Source organism: Mesorhizobium sp. B4-1-1, assembly GCF_006439375.1.
Lineage (GTDB): Bacteria > Pseudomonadota > Alphaproteobacteria > Rhizobiales > Rhizobiaceae > Mesorhizobium.
This window is the reverse complement of record NZ_VFTH01000011.1, coordinates 50,158-75,005: the sequence shown is the minus strand read 5'-3', so window position 1 is coordinate 75,005 and position 24,848 is coordinate 50,158. Positions and strand designations below refer to the sequence as shown.

The 24,848-nt window shown below is 64.9% G+C and carries 21 protein-coding genes; 11 read left to right on the top strand and 10 right to left on the bottom strand.

Annotation, left to right across the window (positions count from 1 at the left end):
* The first annotated feature begins 20 nt into the window (after positions 1-20).
* From FJW10_RS16945 to FJW10_RS16935, 3 genes are all read left to right on the top strand, one after another.
* The gene (locus tag FJW10_RS16945; protein WP_140900966.1) at positions 21-1,022 is read left to right on the top strand and encodes an iron ABC transporter substrate-binding protein; all 1,002 of its coding nucleotides are present in this window, start codon (positions 21-23) and stop codon (positions 1,020-1,022) included.
* 192 nt (positions 1,023-1,214) lie between these two features.
* The gene (locus FJW10_RS16940) at positions 1,215-2,771 is read left to right on the top strand and encodes an iron ABC transporter permease (RefSeq protein ID WP_246674290.1); all 1,557 of its coding nucleotides are present in this window, start codon (positions 1,215-1,217) and stop codon (positions 2,769-2,771) included.
* The gene (locus FJW10_RS16935) at positions 2,768-3,850 is read left to right on the top strand and encodes an ABC transporter ATP-binding protein (protein WP_140900964.1); all 1,083 of its coding nucleotides are present in this window, start codon (positions 2,768-2,770) and stop codon (positions 3,848-3,850) included. Before FJW10_RS16940 ends, FJW10_RS16935 begins: the two co-directional genes overlap by 4 nt.
* A 132-nt stretch (positions 3,851-3,982) precedes the next feature.
* On the opposite strand, the gene FJW10_RS16930 is transcribed toward FJW10_RS16935, so the two are convergent.
* The 5 genes from FJW10_RS16930 to FJW10_RS16910 all read right to left on the bottom strand — a co-directional run bounded on the left by FJW10_RS16930 (position 3,983) and on the right by FJW10_RS16910 (position 9,249).
* Positions 3,983-4,780, bottom strand: coding sequence for a phosphodiesterase (locus FJW10_RS16930; RefSeq protein ID WP_140900963.1), 798 nt, complete (start codon positions 4,778-4,780; stop codon positions 3,983-3,985).
* Between the two features lie 22 nt (positions 4,781-4,802).
* Complete coding sequence (ugpC, locus tag FJW10_RS16925) at positions 4,803-5,912, bottom strand: sn-glycerol-3-phosphate ABC transporter ATP-binding protein UgpC (RefSeq protein WP_140900962.1); 1,110 nt, start codon at positions 5,910-5,912, stop codon at positions 4,803-4,805.
* Positions 5,913-5,923: 11 nt separating this feature from the next.
* A complete protein-coding gene (locus FJW10_RS16920; RefSeq protein ID WP_140645199.1) occupies positions 5,924-6,838 on the bottom strand; it encodes an ABC transporter permease subunit in 915 nt (304 codons plus the stop codon).
* A gap of 7 nt (positions 6,839-6,845) precedes the next feature.
* Positions 6,846-7,730 (bottom strand): ABC transporter permease subunit, encoded by an 885-nt coding sequence (locus tag FJW10_RS16915; protein ID WP_140658787.1) that lies wholly within the window; start codon positions 7,728-7,730, stop codon positions 6,846-6,848.
* A 166-nt stretch (positions 7,731-7,896) separates the two neighbouring features.
* Complete coding sequence (locus FJW10_RS16910) at positions 7,897-9,249, bottom strand: extracellular solute-binding protein (RefSeq protein WP_140900961.1); 1,353 nt, start codon at positions 9,247-9,249, stop codon at positions 7,897-7,899.
* Positions 9,250-9,501: 252 nt separating this feature from the next.
* Here FJW10_RS16910 and FJW10_RS16905 point away from each other — a divergent pair, with 252 nt between their 5' ends.
* Entirely contained in the window at positions 9,502-10,542 is a 1,041-nt protein-coding gene (locus tag FJW10_RS16905) for an endonuclease/exonuclease/phosphatase family protein (protein ID WP_140900960.1), read from the top strand.
* Positions 10,543-10,703: 161 nt separating this feature from the next.
* Positions 10,704-13,157 carry an EAL domain-containing protein gene (locus FJW10_RS16900; RefSeq protein WP_140900959.1) on the top strand — a complete coding sequence of 818 codons (2,454 nt, stop codon included), beginning with the start codon at positions 10,704-10,706 and terminating at the stop codon, positions 13,155-13,157.
* Between the two features lie 5 nt (positions 13,158-13,162).
* On the opposite strand, the gene FJW10_RS16895 is transcribed toward FJW10_RS16900, so the two are convergent.
* Positions 13,163-13,846: a TlpA disulfide reductase family protein gene (locus FJW10_RS16895; protein WP_140900958.1), complete on the bottom strand. Its 684-nt coding sequence runs from the start codon at positions 13,844-13,846 to the stop codon at positions 13,163-13,165.
* 33 nt (positions 13,847-13,879) lie between these two features.
* Between FJW10_RS16895 and argH the strand changes: the two genes are divergently transcribed.
* From argH to FJW10_RS16870, 5 genes are all read left to right on the top strand, one after another.
* Positions 13,880-15,280, top strand: coding sequence for an argininosuccinate lyase (gene argH / locus FJW10_RS16890; protein WP_140900957.1), 1,401 nt, complete (start codon positions 13,880-13,882; stop codon positions 15,278-15,280).
* Between the two features lie 129 nt (positions 15,281-15,409).
* A complete protein-coding gene (locus tag FJW10_RS16885) occupies positions 15,410-15,616 on the top strand; it encodes a lipoprotein (RefSeq protein ID WP_127253283.1) in 207 nt (68 codons plus the stop codon).
* A 55-nt stretch (positions 15,617-15,671) separates the two neighbouring features.
* The gene (gene lysA / locus FJW10_RS16880; protein ID WP_140900956.1) at positions 15,672-16,940 is read left to right on the top strand and encodes a diaminopimelate decarboxylase; all 1,269 of its coding nucleotides are present in this window, start codon (positions 15,672-15,674) and stop codon (positions 16,938-16,940) included.
* A gap of 28 nt (positions 16,941-16,968) precedes the next feature.
* Positions 16,969-17,910: a threonine/serine dehydratase gene (locus FJW10_RS16875; RefSeq protein WP_140900955.1), complete on the top strand. Its 942-nt coding sequence runs from the start codon at positions 16,969-16,971 to the stop codon at positions 17,908-17,910.
* A 114-nt stretch (positions 17,911-18,024) separates the two neighbouring features.
* Positions 18,025-20,649, top strand: a complete 2,625-nt coding sequence (locus FJW10_RS16870; protein ID WP_140900954.1) for a TIGR02302 family protein — start codon at positions 18,025-18,027, stop codon at positions 20,647-20,649.
* A 137-nt stretch (positions 20,650-20,786) separates the two neighbouring features.
* Here FJW10_RS16870 and FJW10_RS16865 read toward each other — a convergent pair whose 3' ends face one another.
* Positions 20,787-21,665 carry a LysR family transcriptional regulator gene (locus FJW10_RS16865; RefSeq protein ID WP_140835171.1) on the bottom strand — a complete coding sequence of 293 codons (879 nt, stop codon included), beginning with the start codon at positions 21,663-21,665 and terminating at the stop codon, positions 20,787-20,789.
* Between the two features lie 368 nt (positions 21,666-22,033).
* Between FJW10_RS16865 and FJW10_RS16860 the strand changes: the two genes are divergently transcribed.
* Positions 22,034-22,987, top strand: a complete 954-nt coding sequence (locus FJW10_RS16860) for a DMT family transporter (protein ID WP_140835170.1) — start codon at positions 22,034-22,036, stop codon at positions 22,985-22,987.
* On the opposite strand, the gene FJW10_RS16855 is transcribed toward FJW10_RS16860, so the two are convergent.
* The 3 genes from FJW10_RS16855 to FJW10_RS16845 form a co-directional block, all read right to left on the bottom strand.
* Positions 22,970-23,341, bottom strand: a complete 372-nt coding sequence (locus FJW10_RS16855; RefSeq protein WP_140900953.1) for a response regulator — start codon at positions 23,339-23,341, stop codon at positions 22,970-22,972. The two genes, FJW10_RS16860 and FJW10_RS16855, sit on opposite strands and share 18 nt — an antisense overlap.
* An 82-nt stretch (positions 23,342-23,423) precedes the next feature.
* Positions 23,424-23,966, bottom strand: coding sequence for a hypoxanthine phosphoribosyltransferase (gene hpt / locus FJW10_RS16850; RefSeq protein WP_140900952.1), 543 nt, complete (start codon positions 23,964-23,966; stop codon positions 23,424-23,426).
* Positions 23,967-24,141: 175 nt separating this feature from the next.
* Positions 24,142-24,771 carry a hypothetical protein gene (locus tag FJW10_RS16845; protein ID WP_140900951.1) on the bottom strand — a complete coding sequence of 210 codons (630 nt, stop codon included), beginning with the start codon at positions 24,769-24,771 and terminating at the stop codon, positions 24,142-24,144.
* Between the last annotated feature and the right edge of the window lie 77 nt (positions 24,772-24,848).

The following is a 24,848-nucleotide window of genomic DNA, read 5'->3' as shown; positions in this document are numbered from 1 at the left end:
TAGATTTGAGGATGATGCCCATGAAGATCGCCCTTTCCACGCTCGCCACCGCGCTGGCGCTCGGCCTGATCGCCGCCCCGGCCATGGCCGAGGATCAAGGCATCATCGTCTACAATGCCCAGCATGAAAGCCTTGCCAAGGAATGGGCGAAGGGCTTCACCAAGGAAACCGGCATCAAGGTCACGCTGCGCAACGGCGGCGACAGCGATTTCTCCAACCAGATCGTCGCCGAGGGCGCGGCCTCGCCGGCCGATGTGTTCCTGACAGAGAATTCGCCGGCCATGGCGCTGGTCGAGACGGCCGGCCTGTTCGCGCCGGTCGACGCCGATACGCTGGCGCAGGTTCCGCAGGAATACCAGCCGTCGAGCGGCAAGTGGGTCGGCGTCGCCGCCCGCAGCACCGTCTTTGCCTACAACAAGGACAAGCTCAAGGAAGACCAGTTGCCCAAGTCGCTGCTCGATCTTGCCGATCCGAGCTGGAAGGGCCGCTGGGCCGCTTCGCCGTCCGGCGCCGACTTCCAGGCCATCGTCAGCGCGCTGTTGCAGATCAAGGGCGAAGTCGCCACCGCCGACTGGCTGAAGGCGATGAAGGCGAACTTCACTGCCTACAAGGGCAACTCGACGGTGATGAAGGCGGTCAATGCCGGCGAGATCGAAGGCGGCGTGATCTACCATTATTACTACATCGGCGATCAGGCCAAGACCGGCGAGAATAGCGGGAATGTCGGCCTGCACTATTTCAAGAACCAGGACCCGGGCGCGTTCGTTTCGGTGTCGGGCGGCGGCGTGCTGGCTTCCAGCAAGCATCAGAAGGAAGCCCAGGCGTTCCTCAAATGGGTGACCGGCAAAGGCGGCCAGGACGTGTTGAAGACCGGCACGTCGTATGAATATGCGGTTGGCAAGGGTGCCGAATCCAACCCGAAGCTGGTGCCGCTCCCCGACCTGCAGGCGCCGAAAGTCGATCCGGCGACGCTGAATTCCAAGAAGGTTATCGACCTGATGACGCAAGCCGGCTTGCTTTAGTTCGCGTTCGTCCTAAAAGGGCGAACGACCGTGCTCCCGCGGCAATTCGCTTCCGCGGGAGCGTTTTTGTTTGGAGATCGCCTCGTCGATGACAGTCGACTGCGCTTCGACCCGCCTGAGTGGCACATCGCACCGCTTCCGCCGGCAGGCGGAGGCGACCCTGCGGCCTGCCTGATGCAGTCGGCGATCGACATGACGCCGGCGAGACCGCCGGCGGCCGGGATGAAGAAGCGCCGGTCCACCTCTTGGATCACGCTCGCCGCCGCCCTGATCGCGCTTATCGCGCTGCTGCCGCTCGCCTTCATCGTCTGGGTGGCGATCCAGACCGGCTGGGACACCGTGGTAGCGCTGATCTTGCGGCCGCGCGTCGGCGAATTGCTGATCAACACCGTGCTCCTCGTCGCTGTCGCCGTGCCGATCGCCATCGTGCTCTCGGTGTCGCTGGCCTGGCTGACCGAGCGCAGCGACCTGCCGGGCAGCCGCTGGTGGTCCTGGCTTTCGGTCGCCCCGCTCGCCATCCCTGCTTTCGTGCACAGCTACGCCTGGATCAGCTTCGTCCCGGGATTGCATGGGCTGTGGGCCGGGGTGCTGGTCTCCGTCATCGCCTATTTCCCTTTCCTCTACTTGCCGATCGCCGCCGCGCTGCGCCGGCTCGATCCGGCGCTGGAGGACGCGGCCGCGGCACTTGGTCTTGATCCTTGGCGGGTTTTCGCGCGCGTCGTGCTGCCGCAGCTCAGGCTCGCCATCTGCGGCGGCTCGCTGCTGGTCGGCCTGCATCTTCTGGCCGAATACGGCCTCTATGTCTTCATCCGCTTCGACACCTTCACCACCGCGATCGTCGACCAGTTCCAGTCGACCTTCAACGGTCCGGCGGCCAACATGCTGGCCGCCGTGCTGGTGGTCTGCTGCCTTTTCCTGCTCGCTCTCGAGGTGATGGTGCGCGGCGAGGAACGCTATGCCCGCGTCGGTTCCGGCGCCGCGCGCCAGCAGCAGCGCACTCGCCTCGGCCGCGCCACCTTGCCCTGCCTGCTTTTGCCGGCGGGCGTCGCGCTGCTGTCGCTCGGCGTGCCCTTCGTCACGGTCAGCCGCTGGCTGCTCGCCGGCGGCACGGAAGTCTGGCGTTGGGACGAGATCGGCCTGGCGCTCGGCCAGACGCTGTTCCTCGCCATCGCCGGCGCGGTGCTTGCAACGCTGGCCGCCATGCCGATGGCCTGGATCTCGATCCGCGCGCCGGGACGGCTGCAGCGCCTGCTCGAGAGCTGCAATTATATCGTCGGCGCGTTGCCGGGCGTGGTCATCGCGCTGGCGCTGGTGACTATCACCGTGCGCGTCGCGCTGCCGCTCTACCAGACGCTGTTCACCATCCTGTTCGGTTATGCGCTGATGTTCCTGCCGCGCGCCCTGATAAGCCTGCGCGCCTCGATCGCGCAGGCGCCGGTGGAGCTGGAGCGCGCCGCGTCCAGCCTCGGCCGGCCGCCGGTCAAGGCGCTGTGGTCGACGACCATCCGTCTGTCGGCGCCGGGTGCGGCGGCCGGCATGGCGATGGTGGCGCTCGGCATCACCAACGAGCTCACCGCCACCCAGATGCTGGCGCCCAACGGCACCCGCACGCTGGCGATGGCCTTTTGGTCCTACAGCGGCGAGATCGACTACGCCTCCGCCGCCCCTTACGCGCTGATCATGGTGGCGATGTCGTTGCCGATGACCTGGTGGCTCTACGTCCAATCGAAGCGGATGGCCGGACGATGAGCTTTCTCGAACTCAATGGCGTCGCGAAGAATTATGGCCCGGTGGCGGCGCTCGCCGGCGTCGACCTGACTGTCGAGAGCGGCAGCCGCACCGCGATCGTCGGGCCGTCCGGCTGCGGCAAGACAACCTTGCTCAGGCTGATCGCCGGCTTCGAGGCGCCGGACCGCGGCCGCATCGCGCTCGATGGCAAGGTGATCGCCAGTGACGGCGCGGCCGTGCCGGCGCATCGCCGCGGCATCGGCGTCGTCGCGCAGGACGGCGCCCTGTTCCCGCATCTCACCATCGCCGACAATATCGGTTTCGGCATCGCGCGGAATGCCGATAGACGAGCCGAGCATATCGTCGAGCTCGCCTACATCGTCGGACTGGACAAGGCGATCCTGAAACGGCGCCCGCACGAGCTTTCCGGCGGCCAGCAGCAGCGCGTGGCGCTTGCCCGCGCCATGGCCATGAAGCCGAGGCTGATGCTGCTCGACGAGCCGTTCTCGGCGCTCGACACCGGGCTTCGCACGTCAATGCGCAAGGCGGTGGCCGAGCTTCTGGAAGAGGCAGGCATCACCACCATACTGGTCACGCACGACCAGGCCGAGGCGCTCTCCTTCGCCAGCCAGGTGGCGGTGATGCGCGAAGGCCTGTTCTCGCAGGTCGGCACCCCGCGCGAGCTCTATTTCCAGCCCAGGGACCGGATGGTCGCCGAGTTTCTTGGCGACGCCATCATCGTGCCGGCCAGGATCGCGGACGGTTTTGCCGTGTCGCGGCTTGGCCGCATCGCGGTCGACACAAAGGAACGGCGCGATGTCGCGCGCATCATGCTGCGGCCCGAGCAGGTCCTGCTCAAGCGGACCTCGCGCGAAGGCATGTCCGGCACGCCGGACATGCTGTTCGGCGAAGTGACGGACTGCGAGTTCGCCGGCTCGGTCTGCACCGTCGCGGTGCGGCTGCTCAACAGCCCGGATCCGCCCGACGCGGCCGCCATCGGCAACACGCCGCTCGTCCTGCGCAGGACAGGCATGGACGCGCCGGAGATCGGCGAGATCGTGCGCTTGACCGTCACCGGCAAGGCGCATGTCTTTGCTTAGGTCCGGGGCGAGGCGTCGAGATTCAAGTCGGGCCGAGCCGAAAGCGGCGGGTTCCGAGAACTGCAGCGGAGCGTATTTGACGCGCAGGAAGCGGCCGTTTGCAGGCCGGCCTCATCTGAATATCGGCATGCCTCAGCGCACGCGCTGCCCCGTCGCCGGCGACCATAGCGGCCATTGCTCGAGGAAATCGCAGCTGTGGATGACGACGCGCTGGCTATCGATCAGGATGATCGAATAGGCGGGCGGCGCCTGCTCGACAACCTCGTCGCCGACGAGATCGAGCATGAAGCGGGCATGCAGGCCGCGCTGCACCGAGAAGGGAATGCCGGCGACGGTGCCGGCGATGTCGCGGTGGACATGGCCGAAGAAGATGTAGCGGACATTGTCGTGGCGGCTCAGCACATCGAGTAGCCGCTGCGGCTGTTCGAGGCCGAGCGGGTCGAGCAGCGTGAGCCCGAGCTCGACCGGCGGATGATGCAGGAAGATATAAGCCGCCTTGCCCGCCGCCTCGCCAAGCCGTGCATCGAGCCAGGCAAGCCGGTTGTCGCACAACTCGCCGGTGACACGGCCTTCCGCCAGGCTGTCGAGAAAAACCAGCCGCCCTTCCGGCGTGTCGAAAACCGACTGCGCGAAGCCGTTGCCGTCGGTTCCATTCTCGGGAAAGGCGGCGACGAGATTGGCGCGCCGGTCGTGGTTTCCGGGCAATAGACGGTAAGGCACGGTCAGCCGGCTCAGCGCCGCCTTCAGGTCGGCATAGCTCTCGGCCTCCCCGTCATCGGTCAGGTCGCCGGTGAAGATACAGAGCGTCGCATCGCCGTGACGTTGATTGATATGATCGATGCATCGATCGAGTCGTTCATTCAGGTTCGCGCCGTAGCGTATCTCGCGCCGACGACCGAGATGGACGTCGGTGACCTGGATGATTTTCATTGCATGAACCCTCAAATCAAATTCACAACGTCGCCGGAGCCGGTTCCGGCACCGAGGCCTTGAACACGTCGAGCCTGCCACCCGTCTCCGAGGAGAAGAAGTGCAGGTCCGATTCGGCGAACTGCAGGCCGATCGTGCTGCCCGGTTCGGGGTGGACGGTCTCCGACGTCACGATGGAGAAAGGCGCGCCGTCGAGATCGACATAGACGACGCGGCCGGCGCCCAACTCTTCGATGAGATCGACAGTCGCCGCGAGCGCTCCCGGCGTGCCCGGCGCCACCATGCGGACCGCCTCCGGCCGGACGCCGACCGCGACTTTCGCGCCCACGGGAACGCCCGTGCGCGACACATTGAGCTTGCGGCTGCCGCCGAGCAATGACAGCCCGTCGAGCGTGACGGTGCCTTCGAGCATGTTCATCGCCGGCGCGCCGACGAAGGTGGCGACGAAGCGGCTTGCCGGGCGGCTGTAGACTTCCGCCGGAGTGCCGACCTGCTCGACGCGGCCGCCATTCATCACCACCAGCCGGTCGGCCAGCGTCATCGCCTCGACCTGGTCGTGCGTGACGAAGACCGAGGTGGCGCTGAGGCGCCGGTGCAGCTTGCGGATCTCGGAGCGCATTTGCACGCGCAGCTTGGCGTCGAGGTTGGAGAGCGGCTCGTCGAAGAGGAACACCTTCGGCTCGCGGATCATGGCGCGGCCCATGGCGACACGCTGGCGCTGGCCGCCGGAGAGCGCCATCGGCTTGCGGTCGAGCAGGTGCTCCAGCTCCAGCACACGCGCCACCGCCTGGACGCGCTGGGCGCGCTCGGCCGACGCAACGCCGGCTACCTTCAGCGAATAGCCGATATTCTGTGCCACGCTCATATGCGGGTAGAGCGCGTAATTCTGGAACACCATGGCGCAACCGCGCTCGCGCGGCTCGAGCCTGTTGACCACCGTGTCGTCGATCGCGATCGTGCCGTCGGAAATCTCTTCCAGTCCCGCGATCATCCTGAGCAGCGTGGATTTGCCGCAGCCGGAGGGTCCGAGGATGACGACGAATTCGCCCGAAGCGAAGTCGAGGTCAACGCCGTGCACGACCTGCGTCTTGGCGTAGTTCTTCTTGACGCCGCGAATGGTGATGGAGGCCATTTTCTGTCTCCCTATTTCTCGGTGGCGATCAGGCCGCGCACGAACCAGCGCTGCATCAAGACCACGACGATCAGCGGCGGCAGCATGACGATCAGCGTCCCGGCCATGGCGATATGCCATTCCGGCGCGCCGCCGACATTGGGTATGAGCTGCTTCAGCTCTGTCACCGCCATCGCATGCGACTGGTCCGTGGTGATGAGCAACGGCCACAGATACTGGTTCCAGGCCCACAGGAACATGATGGTGCCGAGCGCTGCCATGTTGTTGCGCGACAGCGGCAGAAGGATATCGACGAAGAAGCGCAGCGCGCCGGCGCCGTCCATGCGCGCCGCCTCGGTCAACTCGTCCGGCACGGTCAGGAAGAACTGGCGGTAGAGGAACGTGCCGGTGGCGGTGGCGACCAGCGGCAGGATCAGGCCGCTATAGGAGTTGAGCAGTCCCAGGCTGAGGGAAACCTGCACGCCCGAGACCTTTTCGATCAGCCAGGAGAGGCCGGTCAGGTCCATGATCGCCTGATAGGGTTCGAGCACGTTGGCGACCACCGCGTAGGTCGGCACGATGCGCACCTCGAGCGGCAGCATCAGCGTGATGAAGATCAGCCAGAACATCAGCATGCGGCCAGGATAGCGGAAATAGACGATCGAGAAGGCGGTCAGCGCCGAGATGATCACTTTGCCGGCAGCCACGCCAAACGCCATGATGAAAGAGTTGAGCAGCTTCGGACCGAGATCGGCGGTCGTCCACGCCGTCTTGATGTTGACCCAGAAATCGCTGCCCGGCAGCAGCGACATCGGCACGTCGTTGACGTCCTTCAGATTGTGCGAGGCGGCGATCGCGACGATAGCAAACGGCGCCACGCAGAATACGAAGCCGGCGAACAGGATCAGATGCGTGAAGAAATTGAGGATCGGGGTGCGCTCGACCATCGCCGCCTCACCGGTAATGCACGCGCCGCTCGATGAAGCGGAACTGAACGATGGTAAGGGCGATGATCAGCAGCATCAGGATGATGCTCTGCGCGGCGGCGCCTGAATAATCCAAACCTTTGAAGCCGTCGGAATAGATCTTGTAGACCATCAGATTGGTGGCGTTGGCCGGGCCGCCGGCGGTCATGATGTCGACGATGCCGAAGGAGTCCTGGAAGCTCTCGGTGATGTTGATGACCAGCAGGAAGAAGATGGTCGGCGTGATCAGCGGGAACTGGATATCCCAGAAGCGCCTGATGACGCCGGAGCCGTCCATCGCCGCCGCCTCGATCAGCGAGCGCGGAATCGCTTGGAAGGCGGCGAGGAAGAAGATGAAATTATAGCCGACATATTTCCAGGAAAAGGCGATGATGATCGAGGCCATGGCGTCGGCGCCGTCGAGGCCCGGATCCCAGAAGCCGGGCCAGGCTCGGTTGACGACGGCCATGAAGCCGGCTTCCGGCGCCAGGATGAAGCGAAATGCCAGCGCAAGCGCCGGCGCGGCGATGCCGTAGGGCCAGATCAACACCACGCGATACAGCCATGAGCCGGCAAGTTGCCGGTCGGTCAAGGCGGCGAGCACCAGCGCGATTGTCATCGCCAGACCCGTGCTGATGCCGGCGAAGATCATGCTGGCGGTGATCGAGTCCCAGTAGCTGGCGTTGGACAGGATCGAGCGGAAATTGTCGAGCCCGACCCAGATATTGCCGCCGCCCCAAGGCTGCTGCAGCGTCAGCGACCAGTACACGGCCTGCCCGGCCGGCCAGTAGAAGAAGGTGAAGATCAGGAAAAGCTGCGGCACCGCGAACAGGATGCCGATCGTCCATTTGCTGAAAGTGACGCGTTTTTCCATCGATCCGCCGATGTCGTTGAACCGCCAACCCGCTCTCGCGGCACAAGACTAAGGCATGTCTCCCGAAAGTGGGAACCGGTTTCGGGACAAAGACATGCGTAAATCAAAACCCATAGGAAATGGCCGCCCGTCGATGCTCGGCGGGCGGCCGTTCCAGTATCCGGGATCAGGGCAGGGTCTTACCCGGATAGGTCTGCTGGAAGCGATCGAGGATCGCGTCGCCATTCTTGACCAGCGCGTCGAGGCCCTCCTGCACGCTGACCTTGTTGGCGAAGATCGCCTGCATCTGCGTACCGAACTCGGCGCGGATCTGGGTGAAGTTGCCGAGGCGAACGCCGCGGGTGATCTCGGTCGGCTCCGACGCGGTCAGGCTGGCGATAGCCACTTCGCGGCCCTTATAGGGCGCCTTGTCGTAGAAGCCGTTGGACTTCATGAAATCGAAGCCCGATTTCGTCACCGGAATGTAGCCGGTGTTGGTCGACCAGAACAAAGCGGTCTTGGGGTCGTGGATGAAGTTGAGGAACGCGGCCGCGCCCTTGTATTCGCCGTCCGACTTGCCCGACAGCACCCACAGCGAAGCGCCGCCGACCAGCGAATTCTTGCGCTCGGTGCCGGCATAGACCGGCAGCTCGGCGACGTCCCAGTTCATGCCTTCCTTCTGGGTGCGGCCGACCGTGCCGTGATCGCCGACCGAGGTCAGGATGAGCTGGCAGGTGCCGGTGGCGAAAGCCTGAACCATATCCTGGCCGAGGTCCTTCGACTTGATCTTGACCAGACCGGCGTCATACCACTTCTTGAGATCGGTGACGTACTGGACCAACTTGGTCTTGTTGACTTCGAGACGGGCGTCGAGGCCGTCATAGCCGTTGTTCTTGGTGGCGACCGGCTGGTTGTGCAGCGCCGAGAACTGCTCCATCAACTGCCAGCTTTCGTTGGCAGAGATGTTGATCGCCATCGGGCAATCATAGCCGGCGTCCTTCAAAGCCTTGAGATCGGCGGCGACGTCTTCCCAGGTCTTCGGCGCTTCGGTCTTGCCGATCTTGGCGAAGGCGTCCTTGTTCCAGTACATCAGCGCCGTCGACGAGTTGAACGGGAAGGACAGCATCTCGCCCTTCGACGTCGCGTAATAGCGCGCGATGCCTGGGAAATAGTCGCTGTAGTCGATCTTGTAGCCGTTCTCTTCCATCAGCTTGTCGGCGGGCTTGTAGGCGCCCGACAGCATCATGGTGGCGGTGCCGACGTCATAGACCTGGACGACGGTGGGCTGCTTGCCGGCGCGGAAGGCGGCGATCGTGTTTTGCAGCGTGGCGTCGTAATTGCCCTGGCTGGTGCAGACGACCTCGTAGTCCTTCTGGGAATCGTTGAAGTTCTTGCACAGCGTATCGACGACACGGGCGAGATCGCCCGAAAGACCGAACCAGAAATCGAATTTGACCGGCTCCGCAAAAGCAGGAACCGCGAGCGCGGTGCTGAGCGCGCCGGCGGCAAGGGCAGCGAAGCCCCGCTTGATGATCGTCATGGTTTTCCCTCTTGAATGGCAGTGTGACAAGGGTTTTGCGCAAGTCCTTGCCCGCTCTCATAGAGAAGGTATGTGACAGTTCTGTTGTGGCCCCTGGACCGGTAAGCGGTTCTTGTGGACAGCCAGTCTCTCCTTCCCTGGCAGCGGTCGCCCCGGCATGAAAACGTCACATCGGCGCTCTAGGAAGCTAGGGCGCCTCGAAGCGGTGAAAGACCTTTCCGTGATTAACCGGCTAACTGGATGAGAAGAGACATGCTGGTCCCGCGGCTCACGCACGTGCCTGTCGCCGCCCGCAACGCGATGCGGGACGGACCGCGCGACAGCGCCACCCATCTGCGCCACGCCGCCGCCGTTCCCGCCCTGGGCGAGATCGAGATCGGCGGCCAGGCGTCGCGTGAGAGCGTCGGCGGGAGCCTGACCGTCATGGCCTGGAACGTCGAGCGGCTGCGTTATGTCGACGCCATCGCCGCAACGATCGCCGGCCGGGCGCCGGACGTCGTGCTGTTGTCCGAGGTCGACAAGGGCATGGCCCGCTCCGGCAACGGCCATCTGTTGAGCCGGCTTGCCGATCGTCTGGGCCATTCCTACGCCTACGCCGTCGAGTTCCTGGAACTCGGCACCGGCAATGAAACGGAGCAGGCGGCAAATGGCGGCGCCGAGAACACCGAGGGCTTCCATGGCAATGCCGTAACCAGTGCCGTTCCGCTGCTGCGGCCTTTTCTCATTCGCCTGGACGCGGCCGGCGCCTGGTTCCTGCCGGAGCACGGCCAGCCGCGCATTGGCGGCCGCATGGCGCTTGGCGGGCAGGTGATGGTCGGCGACCATCGGGTCACCGTCGTTTCGGTGCATCTCGAAAACCGCACCACGCCTGCCGGCCGCGCCGACCAGACGCGCCATCTCCTCGACGCCATCGACAGATATGACGCGGAGGCGCCGGTCCTGATCGGCGGCGACTTCAACACGCTGACCGCCACATACCCGGAACGCAATGACGATCCTGCGGCGTGGCTAAAGCGCGTTGCCGCCGAACCGGACCGGCTGATGTATCCGGAGCGCCATGAGCCTTTGTTCGCGGTGTTTGCCGAGCATGGCTACGACTGGAAGACGGCCAATGCTTTCGACAAGCCCACCCAGCGGCGCGCGGTCGGCGACTTGACGCCTGCCGGCCATATCGACTGGTTCTTCACCCGCGGCCTCGCGGCAAGCGCGCCGGCGACGCTGCCGGCGGTGTTGCCGGACGGCAGCCCGAGCGCCGATCACGAGGCGCTGGTGGTCACGGTGCGAGTGAAGTAACGGCCTCCCGGATCGACGCATTCGATCCCGAGATCGTTCCGGCGCATCGATACAACCTGCAAAGCACGCGACGGTTGCGGGCAGCATAATCGATTCTTCAGCCGTCCAGCCCTAATCAATCACGTTGGCTTGATTGATGCGGGAAGATCAGGTGAAGCAAGATGCTGACCGTCTATAATTGCATCGTGAACGAGCACGACCTGAGACTGGTGGCACTGGCCGCGCTCATTTGCGGAATCTCCTGTTTCTCGGCCGTCAACCTGCTTGGCCATGTCGGCCAATCGACGAGCCGAAACCGTCATGCGTGGCTGCTGATTGCAGCCGCGTCGACCGGCTTCGGCATATGGGCGACGCACTTCATCGCCATGATCGCCTTCACGCCGGGAATACCCAACGCCTACAACGCCGAGCTTTCGGTGGCTTCGCTGGCGATGTCCGTCATCCTGACCGCGGCCGGTATGTGGATCGCGACGGTGCGCCGTAGCATCGACCACTACCTCGTCGGCGGCGCCGTGCTCGGCATCGGCATTGCGGCGATGCATTATACCGGCATGGCGGCTTTCGAAGTCGAAGGCCGGATCGTCTGGAATCAGTTGCTGGTCGCCGCTTCGTTGGCCTCGGGCGTAACGCTTGCCGCGCTCTCCATGCTTGTCGTGCTACGCCGGCCGTCTACACAGGCGACGGTCGCCGGCGCTTTGCTGCTCACGCTGGCGATCTGCACGTTGCATTTCATCGCCATGGCCGCCGTCTCGATCCACCCGGACTCCTCGATCGAGATCTCGAAATTCACGATTGCGCCCATGTCGCAGGCCTTTACCGCCGCCGCGGCAAGCCTCGTCATCCTGGTGCTGTCGGCCACGGCGCTGTGGATCGACCTGCGCTTCCGCCGTCACAGGATCGAGGCGGAGCGTATGCACGGCCTCGCCAATGCCGCCGTCGAAGGCCTCATCGTCTGCGACGGCAGCCGCATCGTCAGCGCCAATGACAGCATCGCTGCGCTGAGCGGCATCGCCGCCGGCACGCTGAACGCGATGACGCTGGCCGACCTGTTCGGCGAGCGGATTGCTTCCGCCGTCGCCGCCGGCAACGGGCAGGCGCAGGAGGTCGACCTGCGCGGCCAGGATGAAAGCCGGATTCCGGTGGAACTGATCGCCAGGAGCATCGACTATTGCGGCAAGCCGCACCTGGTCGTTGCCGTCCGCGATATTCGCGAGCGCCGGAAGGCCGAGCAGGAGATCATGCGCCTCGCGCATTACGACCCGCTCACCGGGCTTGCCAATCGCCGCAGTTTCACCGGCCGCCTGGAAGCCGAGATCGCCGCGTCCGCGCCCGGCGGCAAAGACAGCGGCAAGGGTGGCCAGTTGGCGCTCATGCTTCTCGATCTCGACCGGTTCAAGGAAGTGAACGACCTCTTCGGCCACGCCGCCGGCGACGTCGTGTTGCAAAAGGTGGCTCACTGCGCCTCCGGCGTGCTGCGCCACGGCCAGATGCTGGCCCGGCTCGGCGGCGACGAATTCGCCATCATAGCCCCCAACCTTCCCGACCCGCAGGCGGCCGGCCGCATTGCCGAAGCGGTGCTTTCGGCGCTGCGTCAGGAAAACCGGCTGTCGCCCGGCGGCATGGTTTCGGCCAGCATCGGTATCGCGCTCTACCCGCTCGACGCCGACGAACAGGCGGCGCTGATCAGCCATGCCGACACCGCGCTCTATCGCGCCAAGGCTGAGGGCAAGGATACCTTCCGCTATTTCGAGGCCTCGATGGGCGCCGAGGCGCGAGACCGGCGCATCATGGAGCAGGAGCTGCGCCAAGCCGTGGCGCGCGGCGAATTCCGGCTCGTCTATCAGCCGCAGAAGGAAATCAGCAGCGGCAGGATGATCGGGTTCGAGGCCTTGCTCCGCTGGCAGCATCCCGAACGCGGAGAGGTTTCGCCTTCGGTCTTCATCCCGGTGGCCGAGGATAGCGGTTCGATCGCCCAGATCGGCGAGTGGGTGCTGGCGACGGCCTGCAAGGAGGCGGCGACATGGAAGAACCCGTTGACGGTCGCGGTCAACGTCTCGGCGGTGCAGCTTCACAACCTCGATTTCAGCCGCCGGGTGCATGAGGTGCTGCTCCGCTCAGGCCTGGCGGCGGGCAGGCTCGAGCTCGAGATCACCGAGACGGCGCTGGTGAAGGACATGCCGCGGGCGCTGGCCACCTTGCGCCAGATCAAGGCGCTCGGCGTGCGGGTGGCGATGGACGATTTCGGCACCGGCTATTCGTCGCTGTCCAACCTGCGCGCCTTCCCTTTCGACAAGATCAAGATCGACGGATCCTTCATCAAGTCGGTCGACCGCAACGACCAGGTCGCGACCATCGTGCGCGCCGTGCTGGGTTTGGGGCGCGGCCTCGGCCTGCCGGTCCTGGCCGAAGGCGTCGAGACGCTGGACGAGCTGCGCTTTCTCGATGCCGAGGATTGCGACATCGGCCAGGGATATTATCTCGGCAGGCCTGGCCCGATCGAGGCGTTCGGCGAGCTGACCGGCGTTCCGGCCGCCGATGACGGCGTCAAGCCTGCCGGCAGGAGCGGCGGCAGCATCCTGATGCTCGAGCCTGCCGCGGCGGCGCGCTCGGCCTGATACGATCAAGGTTCCAGCGCCGCTTCCACCAGCCGCTTGGCGTCGGGGCTCGACCACTCGGCCGGGCCGTTCATATGCGCGATCAGGCAACCGTCCGCGTCGATGAGCATGGTCACCGGCAGCCCGAGCGCCAGCCCGCGCGTCTTGACTTCATTGAACAGGGCGATCGTCGGGTCCCGGTAGAAACCGAGCGTTTGAACACCGATCTCGTTGAGGAACTTCTTCGGCTTCGTGTCGTCGCCGGTGTCGACATTGACCGCGACCACCTCGAAGGCATTGCCGCCTTTTTCCTTCTGCAGCGCATCGAGCGCCGGCATCTCGGCGCGGCACGGCGCGCACCATGTCGCCCATAGATTGAGCAGCACCGTCTTGCCGGCATGGTCGGCCAGCGTCATCGGCTTGCCGTCGGGGCCGTTGAAGGCCAGGCTCTTCAGCGATTGCGGCGGATCGGCCGGCTGCAGGGCCGCGACCTGGCCGACGGCCTTGGCGGCGACCTGCTTGGCGCGACCGGCCTTGGCCGCACAGGCGGCTTCATCATTGCCGGCAACCGCGGCGACCTTCTCGGGAGCGTTGTTGCCAGAACCGCTCTCGCTGACATATACCGCGACCGCGCCGGCCAGCACGCCCGCCACCAAAGCGACGAGGATGAGGCGCGTAGGGGGAAAAAAGTATCTCTTGCCGTCTGCCATTTTCAAAACTGCTCCGGAGCACGGGTTATAGCGATGAGCGACAAGAAGGCCAGCAACCAGATGTGGGGCGGACGTTTTGCCTCGGGTCCGGCCGCAATCATGGAAGCGATCAACGCGTCGATCGGTTTCGACCGCAAGCTCTATGCGCAGGACATAAGCGGATCGATCGCCCATAGCGAGATGTTGGCCGAAACAGGCATTATTTCGGCGGCCGATCAAGAAAAAATCGCTCACGGGCTGAACACGATCCTGAAAGAGATCGAGGCCGGCACGTTCGAATTCTCGACCAAGCTGGAAGACATCCACATGAATGTCGAGGCCCGCCTTGCCGACCTGATCGGCCCGGCGGCGGGACGCCTGCACACCGCCCGCTCGCGAAACGACCAGGTGGCGGTCGACCTCAGGCTCTGGGTCAAGCAGGAATGCCAGCGCGTCGCCCGGGCATTGAAGGACCTGATCGCCGCGTTCCTCGAACGCGCCGAGGAACATGCGGCGACCGTCATGCCCGGCTTCACCCATATGCAGGCGGCGCAGCCGGTGACTTTCGGCCACCACTGCATGGCCTATGTCGAGATGTTCGGCCGCGACCTCGCGCGCGTCCGCGACGCCATCGAGCGCATGGACGAAAGCCCGCTGGGCGCGGCGGCCCTTGCCGGCACAAGTTTCGGCATCGACCGCCACATGACCGCGAAGGCGCTGGGTTTCCGCGAGCCGACGCGCAATTCGCTGGACAGCGTTTCGGATCGCGATTTCGCGCTCGAATTCCTGAGCCTCGCCGCGATCTGTGCGACGCATTTGTCCAGGCTCGCCGAAGAGATCATTATCTGGTCGACGCCGCAATTCGGCTTCGTCCGGCTGTCGGATTCCTTCTCCACCGGCTCCTCGATCATGCCGCAGAAGAAGAACCCCGACGCCGCCGAGCTGGTGCGCGGCAAGACCGGCCGCGTCAACGGTCATCTCGTCGGCCTGCTGACCGTGATGAAGGGCATGCCACTGACCTACGGTAAGGACATGCAGGAAGACAAGGAAGCGGTCTTCGACGCCGCCGAGACGCTCGACCTGATGCTGGCGGCGACCGCCGGCATGGTGCGCGATATGACCGTCAACGCCGCCGCCATGAAGAAGGCGGCCGGCGCCGGTCACGCCACCGCGACCGACCTTGCCGACTGGCTGGTGCGCAATCTCGGCCTGCCCTTCCGCGAGGCCCATCATGTCACCGGCCACGCCGTGGCGCTTGCCGAGGAGAAGAAGATCGGGCTGGAAAAGCTCTCGCTGGACGATCTGCGCTCGATCCATCCAGGCATCACCGACGACATCTTTTCGGTGCTTGCCGTGCAGAATTCGGTGAAGAGCCGCACAAGCTTCGGCGGTACCGCGCCGTCGGAGGTGCGAAAGCAGATCCGCTATTGGAAAAAGCGGCTCGCCAAGGCTTAATGCATGTCGCCCAGACGTGTGCAGCGGTTCTGGGACAACGATATGCATCAAAGCAATTGCCGGGATGCAAAGCGCTGAAAACTCGGCTAAAAGCGGCGTCACAAGAAACAGTTTCGAACGGATGGATCGATGACCCGTAGCAGGATTTTGGTGACGCTGGCGCTGCTGGCGGCGGTCGTCACCGTCACGGCCTGCGGCAGGAAGACCGGCCTCGACACGCCCTATGAAGCGGCGGAGCAGGCGCGCAAGGATGCGGAAAAGGCCAAGCAGCCGGTGCCGCCCGAGCCGGAAAAACCGGTCAAGGACAGGAAGTTCATCCTCGATCCCCTGCTCTAGAGCCGATGAGATCGACCCGATCTCATCGAGCTTCAACCTTCCGGAACCGAACCCCGTGAACCATTTCGACTACCGCGACGCCGTGCTCCATGCCGAGGACGTCGCCATCCCCGACATCGCAGCCGAGGTCGGCACGCCCTTCTATTGCTATTCGACGGCGACGCTGACCCGGCATTTCCGCGTCTTCAAGGAGGCTTTTTCCGGCCTCGACGCGCTGGTCTGCTACGCCATGAAGGCGAACTCCAACCAGGCCGTGCTGAGGACACTGGCCAGGCAGGGCGCAGGCGCCGACGTGGTCTCCGAAGGCGAGTTGCGCCGCGCCCTGGCCGCCGGCATCCCGGCCAGCAAGATCCTGTTTTCCGGCGTCGGCAAGACCGCGCGCGAGATGGACTTCGCGCTTTCGGCCGGCATTCTCTGCTTCAACGTCGAATCCGAGCCTGAACTCGAGCTTTTGTCGGCGCGCGCCGTGGCCCTCGGCAAGCTGGCGCCCATCTCGCTGCGCATCAATCCGGATGTGGATGCCAGGACCCACAAGAAGATTTCGACCGGCAAGGCCGAGAACAAGTTCGGCATTCCGTGGCAGCGCGCGCGGCAGGTCTATGCCCGCGCGGCTGAACTGCCCGGGATCAGGGTAACCGGCATCGACACCCATATCGGCAGCCAGATCACCGAATTGCAGCCGTTCGATGATGCCTTCGCGCTGCTGGTCGAACTGGTCGGGGCGCTGCGCGCCGACGGACATGCGATCGAGCATATCGATCTCGGCGGCGGCCTCGGTATTCCCTACCGCGTCGACAACAGCCCGCCGCCCCTGCCCGACGCCTATGCCGAGATCGTCAGGAAGCACGTCACCAGTCTCGGCCTGAAGGTGATGTTCGAGCCCGGCCGCCTGATCGTCGGCAATGCCGGCATCCTGGTGTCTGAGGTCATCTATGTGAAGGAAGGCGACGCCAAGAACTTCCTCGTCGTCGACGCCGCCATGAACGACCTGATCCGGCCGACGCTCTATGACGCCTTCCACGACATCCGGCCGGTGGTGCAGCCGCCTGCCTCCACCCCGCGCATGAAGGTCGACGTCGTCGGCCCGGTCTGCGAGACCGGCGATTTCATCGGTCTCGACCGCGACCTGCCAAGATTGAAGGCAGGCGACCTGATCGCGGTTTCCACCGCCGGCGCCTATGGCGCGGTGCAGGCCGGCACCTACAACACAAGGCTCCTGGTGCCAGAAGTGCTGGTCGACGGCGACCGTTTTCACGTCGTGCGGCCGCGCCAGACCTATGAGGACCTGATCGGATTGGATTCTACCCCCGACTGGCTGAAATAACCGAGCGGCGCGCCTTAAGGAGCTGGCCATGCTGGAAAAAAAGACGATCACGCGCGAACGCATCGCCGCTGTCGAACCGCGCATCCGCCCCTATGTCCGCCATACGCCGGTGATGCGCATCGACCTGGCGGATTTCGGCCGTCCCGTCTTTCCGGTCGATCTCAAGCTCGAATGCCTGCAGCATTCCGGCTCCTTCAAGGCGCGCGGCGCCTTCACCAACCTGCTCGAGCGCCAGGTGCCCGAGGCCGGCGTGGTCGCCGCGTCCGGCGGCAATCACGGCGCCGCCGTCGCTTATGCCGCCATGAAGCTCGGCCACAAGGCGACCATCTTCGTGCCGGAGGTCAGCCCGCCGGCGAAGCTCGCGCGCATTCGCGGCTACGGCGCCGAGTTGGTGGTCGTCGGCGCGCGTTATGCTGAGGCGCTCGCCGCCAGCGAGGATTTCGCGGCCAGGACCGGCGCCCTGCAGATCCATGCCTTCAACCAGGAGGAAACGCTGCTCGGCCAGGGCACGCTCGGCCTGGAGATCGAAGCCGACTTGCCCGAAATCGACACGCTACTGGTCGCCGTGGGCGGCGGCGGCCTGATCGGCGGCATCGCCGCCTGGTTCTCGGGACGCATCCGCATCGTCGCCATCGAGCCCGAGGGGGCGCCGACGCTTTACCGCGCCTTGGAGGCCGGCCAGCCGGTCGACACGCCCGCCGAAGGCATTGCCGCCGATTCGCTGGCGCCGAAGCGCGTCGGCGAAATGATGTTCCCGATCGCCGAGGCCTTCGTCGAACGCTCGATCCTGGTCAGCGACGACGACATCGTCGCGGCGCAGAAAGCGCTGTGGGATCGCGTGCGAATCATCGCCGAGCCCGGTGGCGCCGCGGCCTTCGCCGCCATGCTTTCCGGGCGCTATGTGCCGGCGGAGGGCGAGCGCGTGGCGGTCCTCGTCTGCGGTTCCAACACGAATCCCGCCAATTTCTGATCATAACCCGGCCAAACCGCTTCACGTTTTTGGAACCTGCCTCGCCTTTGCCGTGTTTGCTGGTATCCTTCTGGTGATGACGTCCGGGCTATTGCGCCCGGGCAGGAAGGGCCGATGACCGAACGACCCATTTCCAACGGCGAACGCGGCGGGGCCGGCGATGGACGCGGCCTGGCCGGGCGCTTGGCGCTCAGCCGGTTGGCGACGCGGGCCTCGATGACCTTCGAGCGCGCCTGGCCGCTCGTGCTGCCGCTGCTGGTCGTCGCCAGCCTGTTCCTGAGCTTTTCGTGGTTCGGCCTGTTCCCGCGTCTGCCGGACGTCGTGCGCATCGGCCTTCTGATCCTGTTCGCGCTGGCGGCGGTCGCGGCGCTCTATCCGCTGCGTTTCTTCCGCATGCCCTCGGCCGCCGAGGTCGACAGGCGCATCGAGGCGGCGAACGAATTGCTGCACAGCCCGGTGCAGGTGCAGACCGACCGGCCGAGCGGCGCCGACAGCATCTTCTCGCAGGCGCTGTGGCGCGAGCACCAGAAGCGCATGGCCGAGCGGCTTTCGAGTCTCGGCGCCGACCGGCCGCGCACCGGCGTGCCGGACTATGACCGCTGGGGCCTGCGCGCCGTGGCGGGGCTGCTGTTCGTCACGGCTTTGGCCTTCTCCTTCGGACCCTTTGGCGGCAGCGTCAGCGACGCTTTTGTCGCCCGCGCCGCGCACAACGCCGTGCCGCCGCGCATCGACGCCTGGGTGACGCCGCCCGCCTATACCGGCAAGGCGCCGCTGTTCCTGACCGCCGATGCCAACCAGGCCGTCCAGACTTTTTCCGTTCCGCAAGGCAGCGACGTTTCGCTGCGCGTCACCGGCGGCTCGGGCGAGGAAACGCTGAGCTATGCCGATCAAGGCGGCAATGACCGCGCGATCGAGCCCGCGGCGCCCCCCGTGGCATCCAAGGGGACCCCGCCCGCCGCCAGCCAGACGGCGCCAAAGGTGCGACAGTTCTCCGGCAAGCTGAACACCAACGGCACGCTGACGCTGAAATCCGGCGATGGCGATCTCGGCCATTGGGCCTTTGCCGTCATTCCCGACAAGCCGCCGACGATCCGCTTCGTCGGCGAGCCGGAGCGCGCGGTCAACGGCGCCATCGAGCTGAACTACCAGATCGACGACGACTACGGTGCCGCCTCCGCCAAGGCCGTTTTCGAGCCGTCGGACCCGCCGGCCGCCAACGCCCATCCGCTCTACGGCGCGCCCGACATGCCGCTGACGCTGCCGCGCCGCGGCGGCAAGGCGAACGCGGCCAAGACGACCAAGGACCTGACCGAGCATGTCTGGGCCGGCACCAACATCAAGCTGACGCTGAGCGTCACCGACGATGCCGGCCACACCGCGACCAGCGAAACCAAGACAATGGTCATGCCCGAGCGGCCCTTCGCCAATCCGCTCGCCCGCGCGGTGATCGAGCAGCGCCGGCTGCTGGCGCTCGATACCAATGCCAAGCCGCGCGTCCTCGACTTGATGGACGCGATCACGCTGCGCCCCGAGGACACGTTCGACAACATGTCGAATTATCTCGCCATCATGAGCGCGAAAAGCCGGCTGAAGCTCTCCGAGAGCGACGACCAGCTGCGCAACGTCGTGGCCTATCTGTGGGAGATCGCGCTCGGCATCGAGGAAGGCAATCTGTCGGCCGCCGAGCGGCGGCTGCGCCAGGCGCAGCAGGCGTTGCAGGATGCCATCAAGAACGGCGCCAGCGATCAGGAGATCGAGAAGGCGATGAAGGAACTGCGCGAGGCGATGAACCAGTTCCTGCAGGAATTCGCCCAGCGCGCGCAGCAGAACCCGAACGCGCCGCAGATGCAGCAGAACGGCCGCGAGCTGCGCCAGAGCGATATCGACCGCATGATGGACCAGATCGAGAATCTGGCCAAATCGGGCGATCGCGACAAGGCCCAGCAGCTTCTCTCCGAGCTGCAGGACATGATGAACAACCTGCAGGCCGGCCGCCAGCCGCAGGGCGGCGAGCAGGACAGCGAGCTGCGACAGCAGATGGACAAGCTCGGCGACATCATGCGCCGCCAGCAGGAAATGATGAACGACACCTTCCGGCTGGACCAGATGCAGCGTGGGCAGCGTGGCGAAGGCGGCGAGCAGCAGCAGCTTGGCGAGGACGGCGAACAGGGCCAGTTCGACGACCAGCAGCGACCCGGCCCCGGCCAGGACCGCGATCCGCTCGGACGTCCGAAAATGTCGCCGAAGGATTTGGCCGATGCGTTGAAGCAGTTGCAGGAAGGCCAGGGCCAGCTGCAGAGCGAGCTCGACCAGTTGAAGAAGGGGCTCGAGGGCATGGGCATGGAGCCCAATGAGGGCTTCGGCGAGGCCGGCAAATCGATGGGCAATGCCGAGCAATCACTGGGCCAGGGCGACGGCGACCAGGCCGTCGGCCACCAGGGCCGCGCGCTGGAGGCGCTGCGCCGCGGCGCCAAGGACATGATGAAACAGATGCAGGCCATGCAGGGCGATCAGGGCGGCAGCGAGCAGGGCGGCCGCCAGCAGGACGCCGACCGCGATCCGCTGGGGCGGCCGCGCGCCACCAACGGCCCCGATGACGGCACCTCGGTCAAGGTTCCCGACGAGATCGACGTGCAGCGCGCGCGCCAGATCCTCGACGCTATCCGCAAGCGGCTTGGCAATGCGCTCAGCCCCGATATCGAGCGCAGCTATCTCGAGCGGCTGCTGGAGCTGAAGTAAGCTCGCCTGCGCCTTTCGGATTTCCGTCACCTATGCCGAAACTTGGACCCGTCACCCCGGTCCTGCGCATGTTCGACATCGCCAAGGCGCGCGAATTCTATCGGCAAACTGCTCCAAATCGGACGCAGTTGCAGAATTCAAAGACCGGCCGGTGTCTGCCGGGTCAGCATGAAGGCCTCGCGGATCGCATTCTCCATGCCGTCGATCGCCTCGCCGGTCGCCAGCGGATTGCGGTGCAGGACGACATTGGAGGAATCGATGTCGCCGAAACCGTCGGCGACCGTCAGCTCGCGGCAATCGTCCGGGATGTTGCTGCGCGAGATCGGCGCGATCGCAAGGCCGGAAGTGACGGCGAGCGTCAGGCCGCCATTGGTGTCGCTGGTGTAAGCGACCCGGTAGTCGAGGCCGCGCTGCTGCAGCGACTTGATCGCGAAGTCGCGGCACCAACCGTTGCGGCTGTAAAGCGCGATCGGCACCGGCTTTTCCTCATGCATGTGGTGAAGCGTCGACGTCACCCATACCGTGGGGTCGTGCATCAGCACCTCGCCGCCGGAAGAGCCCTCCCATTCGAACACCACCGCGAGATCGAGTTCGCCCGCCGCGAGCGCCCTTACCTGCGAATCAGAATGCGCATAGCGCACCGTGACCTCGACGCGCGGATGGCGCTTGGCGAATTCGCCGAGTGCCCGCGACAGGATCGACCGGCCATATTCAGCCGGGATGCCGATGCGCACCAGCCCGCCGAGCGGCGGCGCCACCAGCGAGGCGGCCGTCTCGTCGAGCAGCGAGACGATCCGCCGGGCGTTCGAGATCAATTCGCTGCCGCGGCGTGTCAACGCCACGCCGCGCGAGCCGCGCTCGAACAGATCGTCGCCGACCATGTCCTCCAGCTTTTTCATCTGCATCGACACGGCTGATTGCGTGCGCCCGGCTTTCTCCGCCGCGCGGGTGAAATTGCCGGTTTCGGCCACCGCCACGAAAGTGCGCAGGAGGTCGCTGTCGAGCACGGGTTTCATCGATTTCCGCCATAAGAAAATTTGATTGCTGGCATCATTCCAATTCGTTTGCAAGATGTCAAACGCCGCAGGATAGTCGCCATACCCATTGGATATGCGACCGCGAAATCGGCCGCGGACCAATCGAAGAGTCCTCACTCGTACCCGCTGCCTGAAAATGGTGGCGGGTTCTTTTTACGAGCACTTTCCGAAAAGTGGGAACCGGTTTTCGGACAAGATCATGCTCAAACGACCACAGTTGGAGCAGGATGACCGTTCGACGAAGCGTCATCTCTGCTCTACGAGCAATTCCAGGAAAAGTGCCCAGCGGTTTTCCGTCCGGAATTGCGTGAAATGAATAACCAACGGCTCGCGGGGGGCCGACATTGATGCAGAACCGGATGGTGCTAGGCATTCTGAGCCTCTGCCTCGGCGTGCTGGTCTTTTCGCTGCAGGATCCGCTGGTGAAGGCGGTGTCGAGCGGCTATCCGGTGACCGAGGTGATGGCGATCCGCGCCATCGTCGCGCTGCCGATCCTGATCGTGCTCGTCCAGGCCGATGTCGGCCTGAAGGCGGTACTGTCGAAGCGCTTCGGCATGCTGACGCTGCGAGCCTTCATCCAGTTCTCGTCCTACACGGTCTACTATCTGGCGATCGCCGCCTTGCCGCTGGCCGACGCGGTGGCGCTCTATTTCATGGCGCCGCTGTTCATCATGGCGATGGCCGGTCCGTATCTCGGCGAGCGCGTCTCCTGGAAGACGCTGGCGACCGTGCTGATCGGCCTGGTCGGCGTGCTGGTGATGGTGCGTCCAGGCGCCGGCGTGTTCGACTGGGCGGCGCTGCTGTCGTTGGGCTCGGCCTTCCTCTACGGCTTTTCGCAGTTGATGGCGCGCCGCATCGGCGACACCGAATCATCGACAGTGATGGCCTTCTACCAGAACGGCGCCTACCTCAGCGGCGCCATTGCCGTCGCTGCCGTCTTTCATCTCGCCGGCATCACCCACGCGGCGCATCCGAGCGTCGAATTCCTGGTGCGGCCATGGGTATGGCCGACGATGCCGGATTTCCTGAAGATGGCCGCCTGCGGCTTCGTCGCTTCCGCCGGCATGATCCTGCTCTCTCAGGCCTACCGGATGGCGCCGGCCAACCGCGTCGCCACGTTCGAATACACCGGCATTCTCTGGTCGCCGCTGTGGGGTTTCCTGTTCTTCGCCGAGGTGCCGCGCGAAACGACCGTGCTCGGCGCGGCGCTGATCATAGGCGCCGGCCTGCTTGCGCTCAGCGGCGGGCGTCGGCGAAGGGCCGCGCCGGCCGCCGGGGCGGTCTCAAGCGAAGCAGCTTAATGCCTTGCCGACGCGGGCGCGGATCTCGGCCAGCGTGAACGGCTTCTGCACGACATCGAGGATGATGCCGTTGAGTTCCTCGGCGCGCTCGCGCTGATCGGCGTAGCCGGTCATCAGCACGATCCTCATCGTCGGGAACTCCCTCGCGGCCGCCGTCGCCATCTCGATGCCGTCCATTTCCGGCATGCGGATGTCGGACACCACCAGATCGTAGTAGCCACCGGCCTGCCGGATCATGTCCAGGCCCTGCGCGCCGTCGGTGGCGATGGTGACTTTATGGCCGTCGCGCTCCAGCGCGCGGGCGGCGAGGGTTCGGACGGACTCATCGTCCTCGACGATCAGAAGCTTTGCCATGCCAAGATAGATGCCGCCGAAACGTTGACGTTTTCTGAAAATTCTAACGAACGTCGGCTTTTCGGAGGGACTGTGGCACCTCTCAGGCGTCGCCCTTCACGATCCCGACAAACGGCAGTTCGCGGAACGCATGGGCGACATCCATGCCGTAGCCGACGACGAAATAGTCCGGGCAGTCGAAGCCGACATAGTCGGCGTTGAGCGAGGTCTGGCGGCGCATGCGCTTGTCGAGCAGCACGGCAATGGCGCAGCTCTTGGCGCCGCGCGAAAGCATCAGGTCGCGGGTGAAGGAAAGCGTCTTGCCGGATTCCAGTATGTCGTCGATCAAAAGCACATCGCGGCCGGCGACCTCATTGTCGATGTCGCGCAGCACCCTGACCTCGCCGCTCGTGGTGCCGGCGCCGTAGCTGGAAATGAAGATGAACTCGACTTCGGGCGACAGGCCGACATTATGCATGGCGCGGATGAGATCGGCGGCGAAGACGAACGAGCCCTTGAGGATCGAGATCACCAGCAGGTCGTGATAGTCGCGCCCGGCGATTTCCTTGGCGAGCTCGAGATTGCGGCGCGCGATCGCCGACGCCGAAAACAGGACCTCAATGTCCTTGCCACGCACAACTGGCATAGTTTTTCCTTCAAAAAATTGGCGGCGGTGTCGATAGACGGGTTGAGATTCAGGTCAGGCCGTGCCGAAAATAGTGGCTGCCGAGAACCGGAGCGGAGCGTACATTTCAGTACGCGAGCCCGGAAGCGCAGGAAGCCGCTATTTGCAGGCCGGCCTGACCTGAATATCGACCCGTCTAGCCGGCGAAGATGACTGCGACGGTTCTTACGCCGTCTTTAGGCACATCGAGGCGACTGGAAAAGCCGAATTTTTCGCCCGGTCCCAGCGACCGGTTGGATGTCCCCAGCCTGTAGCGGATGATGTTGGAGTTGTTGTCGGTGACGCGGATCTCGAGCGGCGGCAGCGTTTGCGGCCTGGTCCCGTCATTGGCCGCCTCTCCATCCACGAACAGCACCGGCTTCAGGCCCGATTCATCGATGCGCGACGTTACGCCGGAAATGGTGAGCGCGCTCGTCGGCGCCGCGGCCGCCCAAAAGGGGCTCTGCCGGACCAGCGCATGACCGCCCGACACCCAGAATGAGATCAGCGCTATGCCGACGCCGGCGATCCAGAATGTCGGGCCGCCGCGCGAGGATCGCGACGGCGCCGCCTCCGGTTTGCGCAGCATGCCCATGCCTTCGATCGAAGGCATGGGAGGGATCTGCGGCGGGGGCGCCGACGGCGCCGCGGCAAGTCGCGGCAGCACCACATAATCGGCATCGACGATATCGGCTGCATCGAACATGACGCGCCCCGGCGCGGCACTTGTTGCCGTACCGGTCATGATTTCGCCGGAAACAGGGCGCGCGGTTCTCTCGTCAGCCATTACGGCACCAGTGCAGTCTTCGTTTCTTTTGCGTAAACGGAATTGGTTAACGCTTCCCCACCGGAATGGCTTTGATG

Coding starts and splice junctions, on each gene's coding strand:
- FJW10_RS16945 (WP_140900966.1), top strand. CDS start 21: ATGAAGATCGCCCTTTCCACGCTCGCCACCGCGCTGGCGCTCGGCCTG.
- FJW10_RS16940 (WP_246674290.1), top strand. CDS start 1,215: ATGACGCCGGCGAGACCGCCGGCGGCCGGGATGAAGAAGCGCCGGTCC.
- FJW10_RS16935 (WP_140900964.1), top strand. CDS start 2,768: ATGAGCTTTCTCGAACTCAATGGCGTCGCGAAGAATTATGGCCCGGTG.
- FJW10_RS16930 (WP_140900963.1), bottom strand. CDS start 4,780: ATGAAAATCATCCAGGTCACCGACGTCCATCTCGGTCGTCGGCGCGAG.
- ugpC (WP_140900962.1), bottom strand. CDS start 5,912: ATGGCCTCCATCACCATTCGCGGCGTCAAGAAGAACTACGCCAAGACG.
- FJW10_RS16920 (WP_140645199.1), bottom strand. CDS start 6,838: ATGGTCGAGCGCACCCCGATCCTCAATTTCTTCACGCATCTGATCCTG.
- FJW10_RS16915 (WP_140658787.1), bottom strand. CDS start 7,730: ATGGAAAAACGCGTCACTTTCAGCAAATGGACGATCGGCATCCTGTTC.
- FJW10_RS16910 (WP_140900961.1), bottom strand. CDS start 9,249: ATGACGATCATCAAGCGGGGCTTCGCTGCCCTTGCCGCCGGCGCGCTC.
- FJW10_RS16905 (WP_140900960.1), top strand. CDS start 9,502: ATGCTGGTCCCGCGGCTCACGCACGTGCCTGTCGCCGCCCGCAACGCG.
- FJW10_RS16900 (WP_140900959.1), top strand. CDS start 10,704: ATGCTGACCGTCTATAATTGCATCGTGAACGAGCACGACCTGAGACTG.
- FJW10_RS16895 (WP_140900958.1), bottom strand. CDS start 13,846: ATGGCAGACGGCAAGAGATACTTTTTTCCCCCTACGCGCCTCATCCTC.
- argH (WP_140900957.1), top strand. CDS start 13,880: ATGAGCGACAAGAAGGCCAGCAACCAGATGTGGGGCGGACGTTTTGCC.
- FJW10_RS16885 (WP_127253283.1), top strand. CDS start 15,410: ATGACCCGTAGCAGGATTTTGGTGACGCTGGCGCTGCTGGCGGCGGTC.
- FJW10_RS16875 (WP_140900955.1), top strand. CDS start 16,969: ATGCTGGAAAAAAAGACGATCACGCGCGAACGCATCGCCGCTGTCGAA.
- FJW10_RS16870 (WP_140900954.1), top strand. CDS start 18,025: ATGACCGAACGACCCATTTCCAACGGCGAACGCGGCGGGGCCGGCGAT.
- FJW10_RS16865 (WP_140835171.1), bottom strand. CDS start 21,665: ATGAAACCCGTGCTCGACAGCGACCTCCTGCGCACTTTCGTGGCGGTG.
- FJW10_RS16860 (WP_140835170.1), top strand. CDS start 22,034: ATGCAGAACCGGATGGTGCTAGGCATTCTGAGCCTCTGCCTCGGCGTG.
- FJW10_RS16855 (WP_140900953.1), bottom strand. CDS start 23,341: ATGGCAAAGCTTCTGATCGTCGAGGACGATGAGTCCGTCCGAACCCTC.
- hpt (WP_140900952.1), bottom strand. CDS start 23,966: ATGCCAGTTGTGCGTGGCAAGGACATTGAGGTCCTGTTTTCGGCGTCG.
- FJW10_RS16845 (WP_140900951.1), bottom strand. CDS start 24,771: ATGGCTGACGAGAGAACCGCGCGCCCTGTTTCCGGCGAAATCATGACC.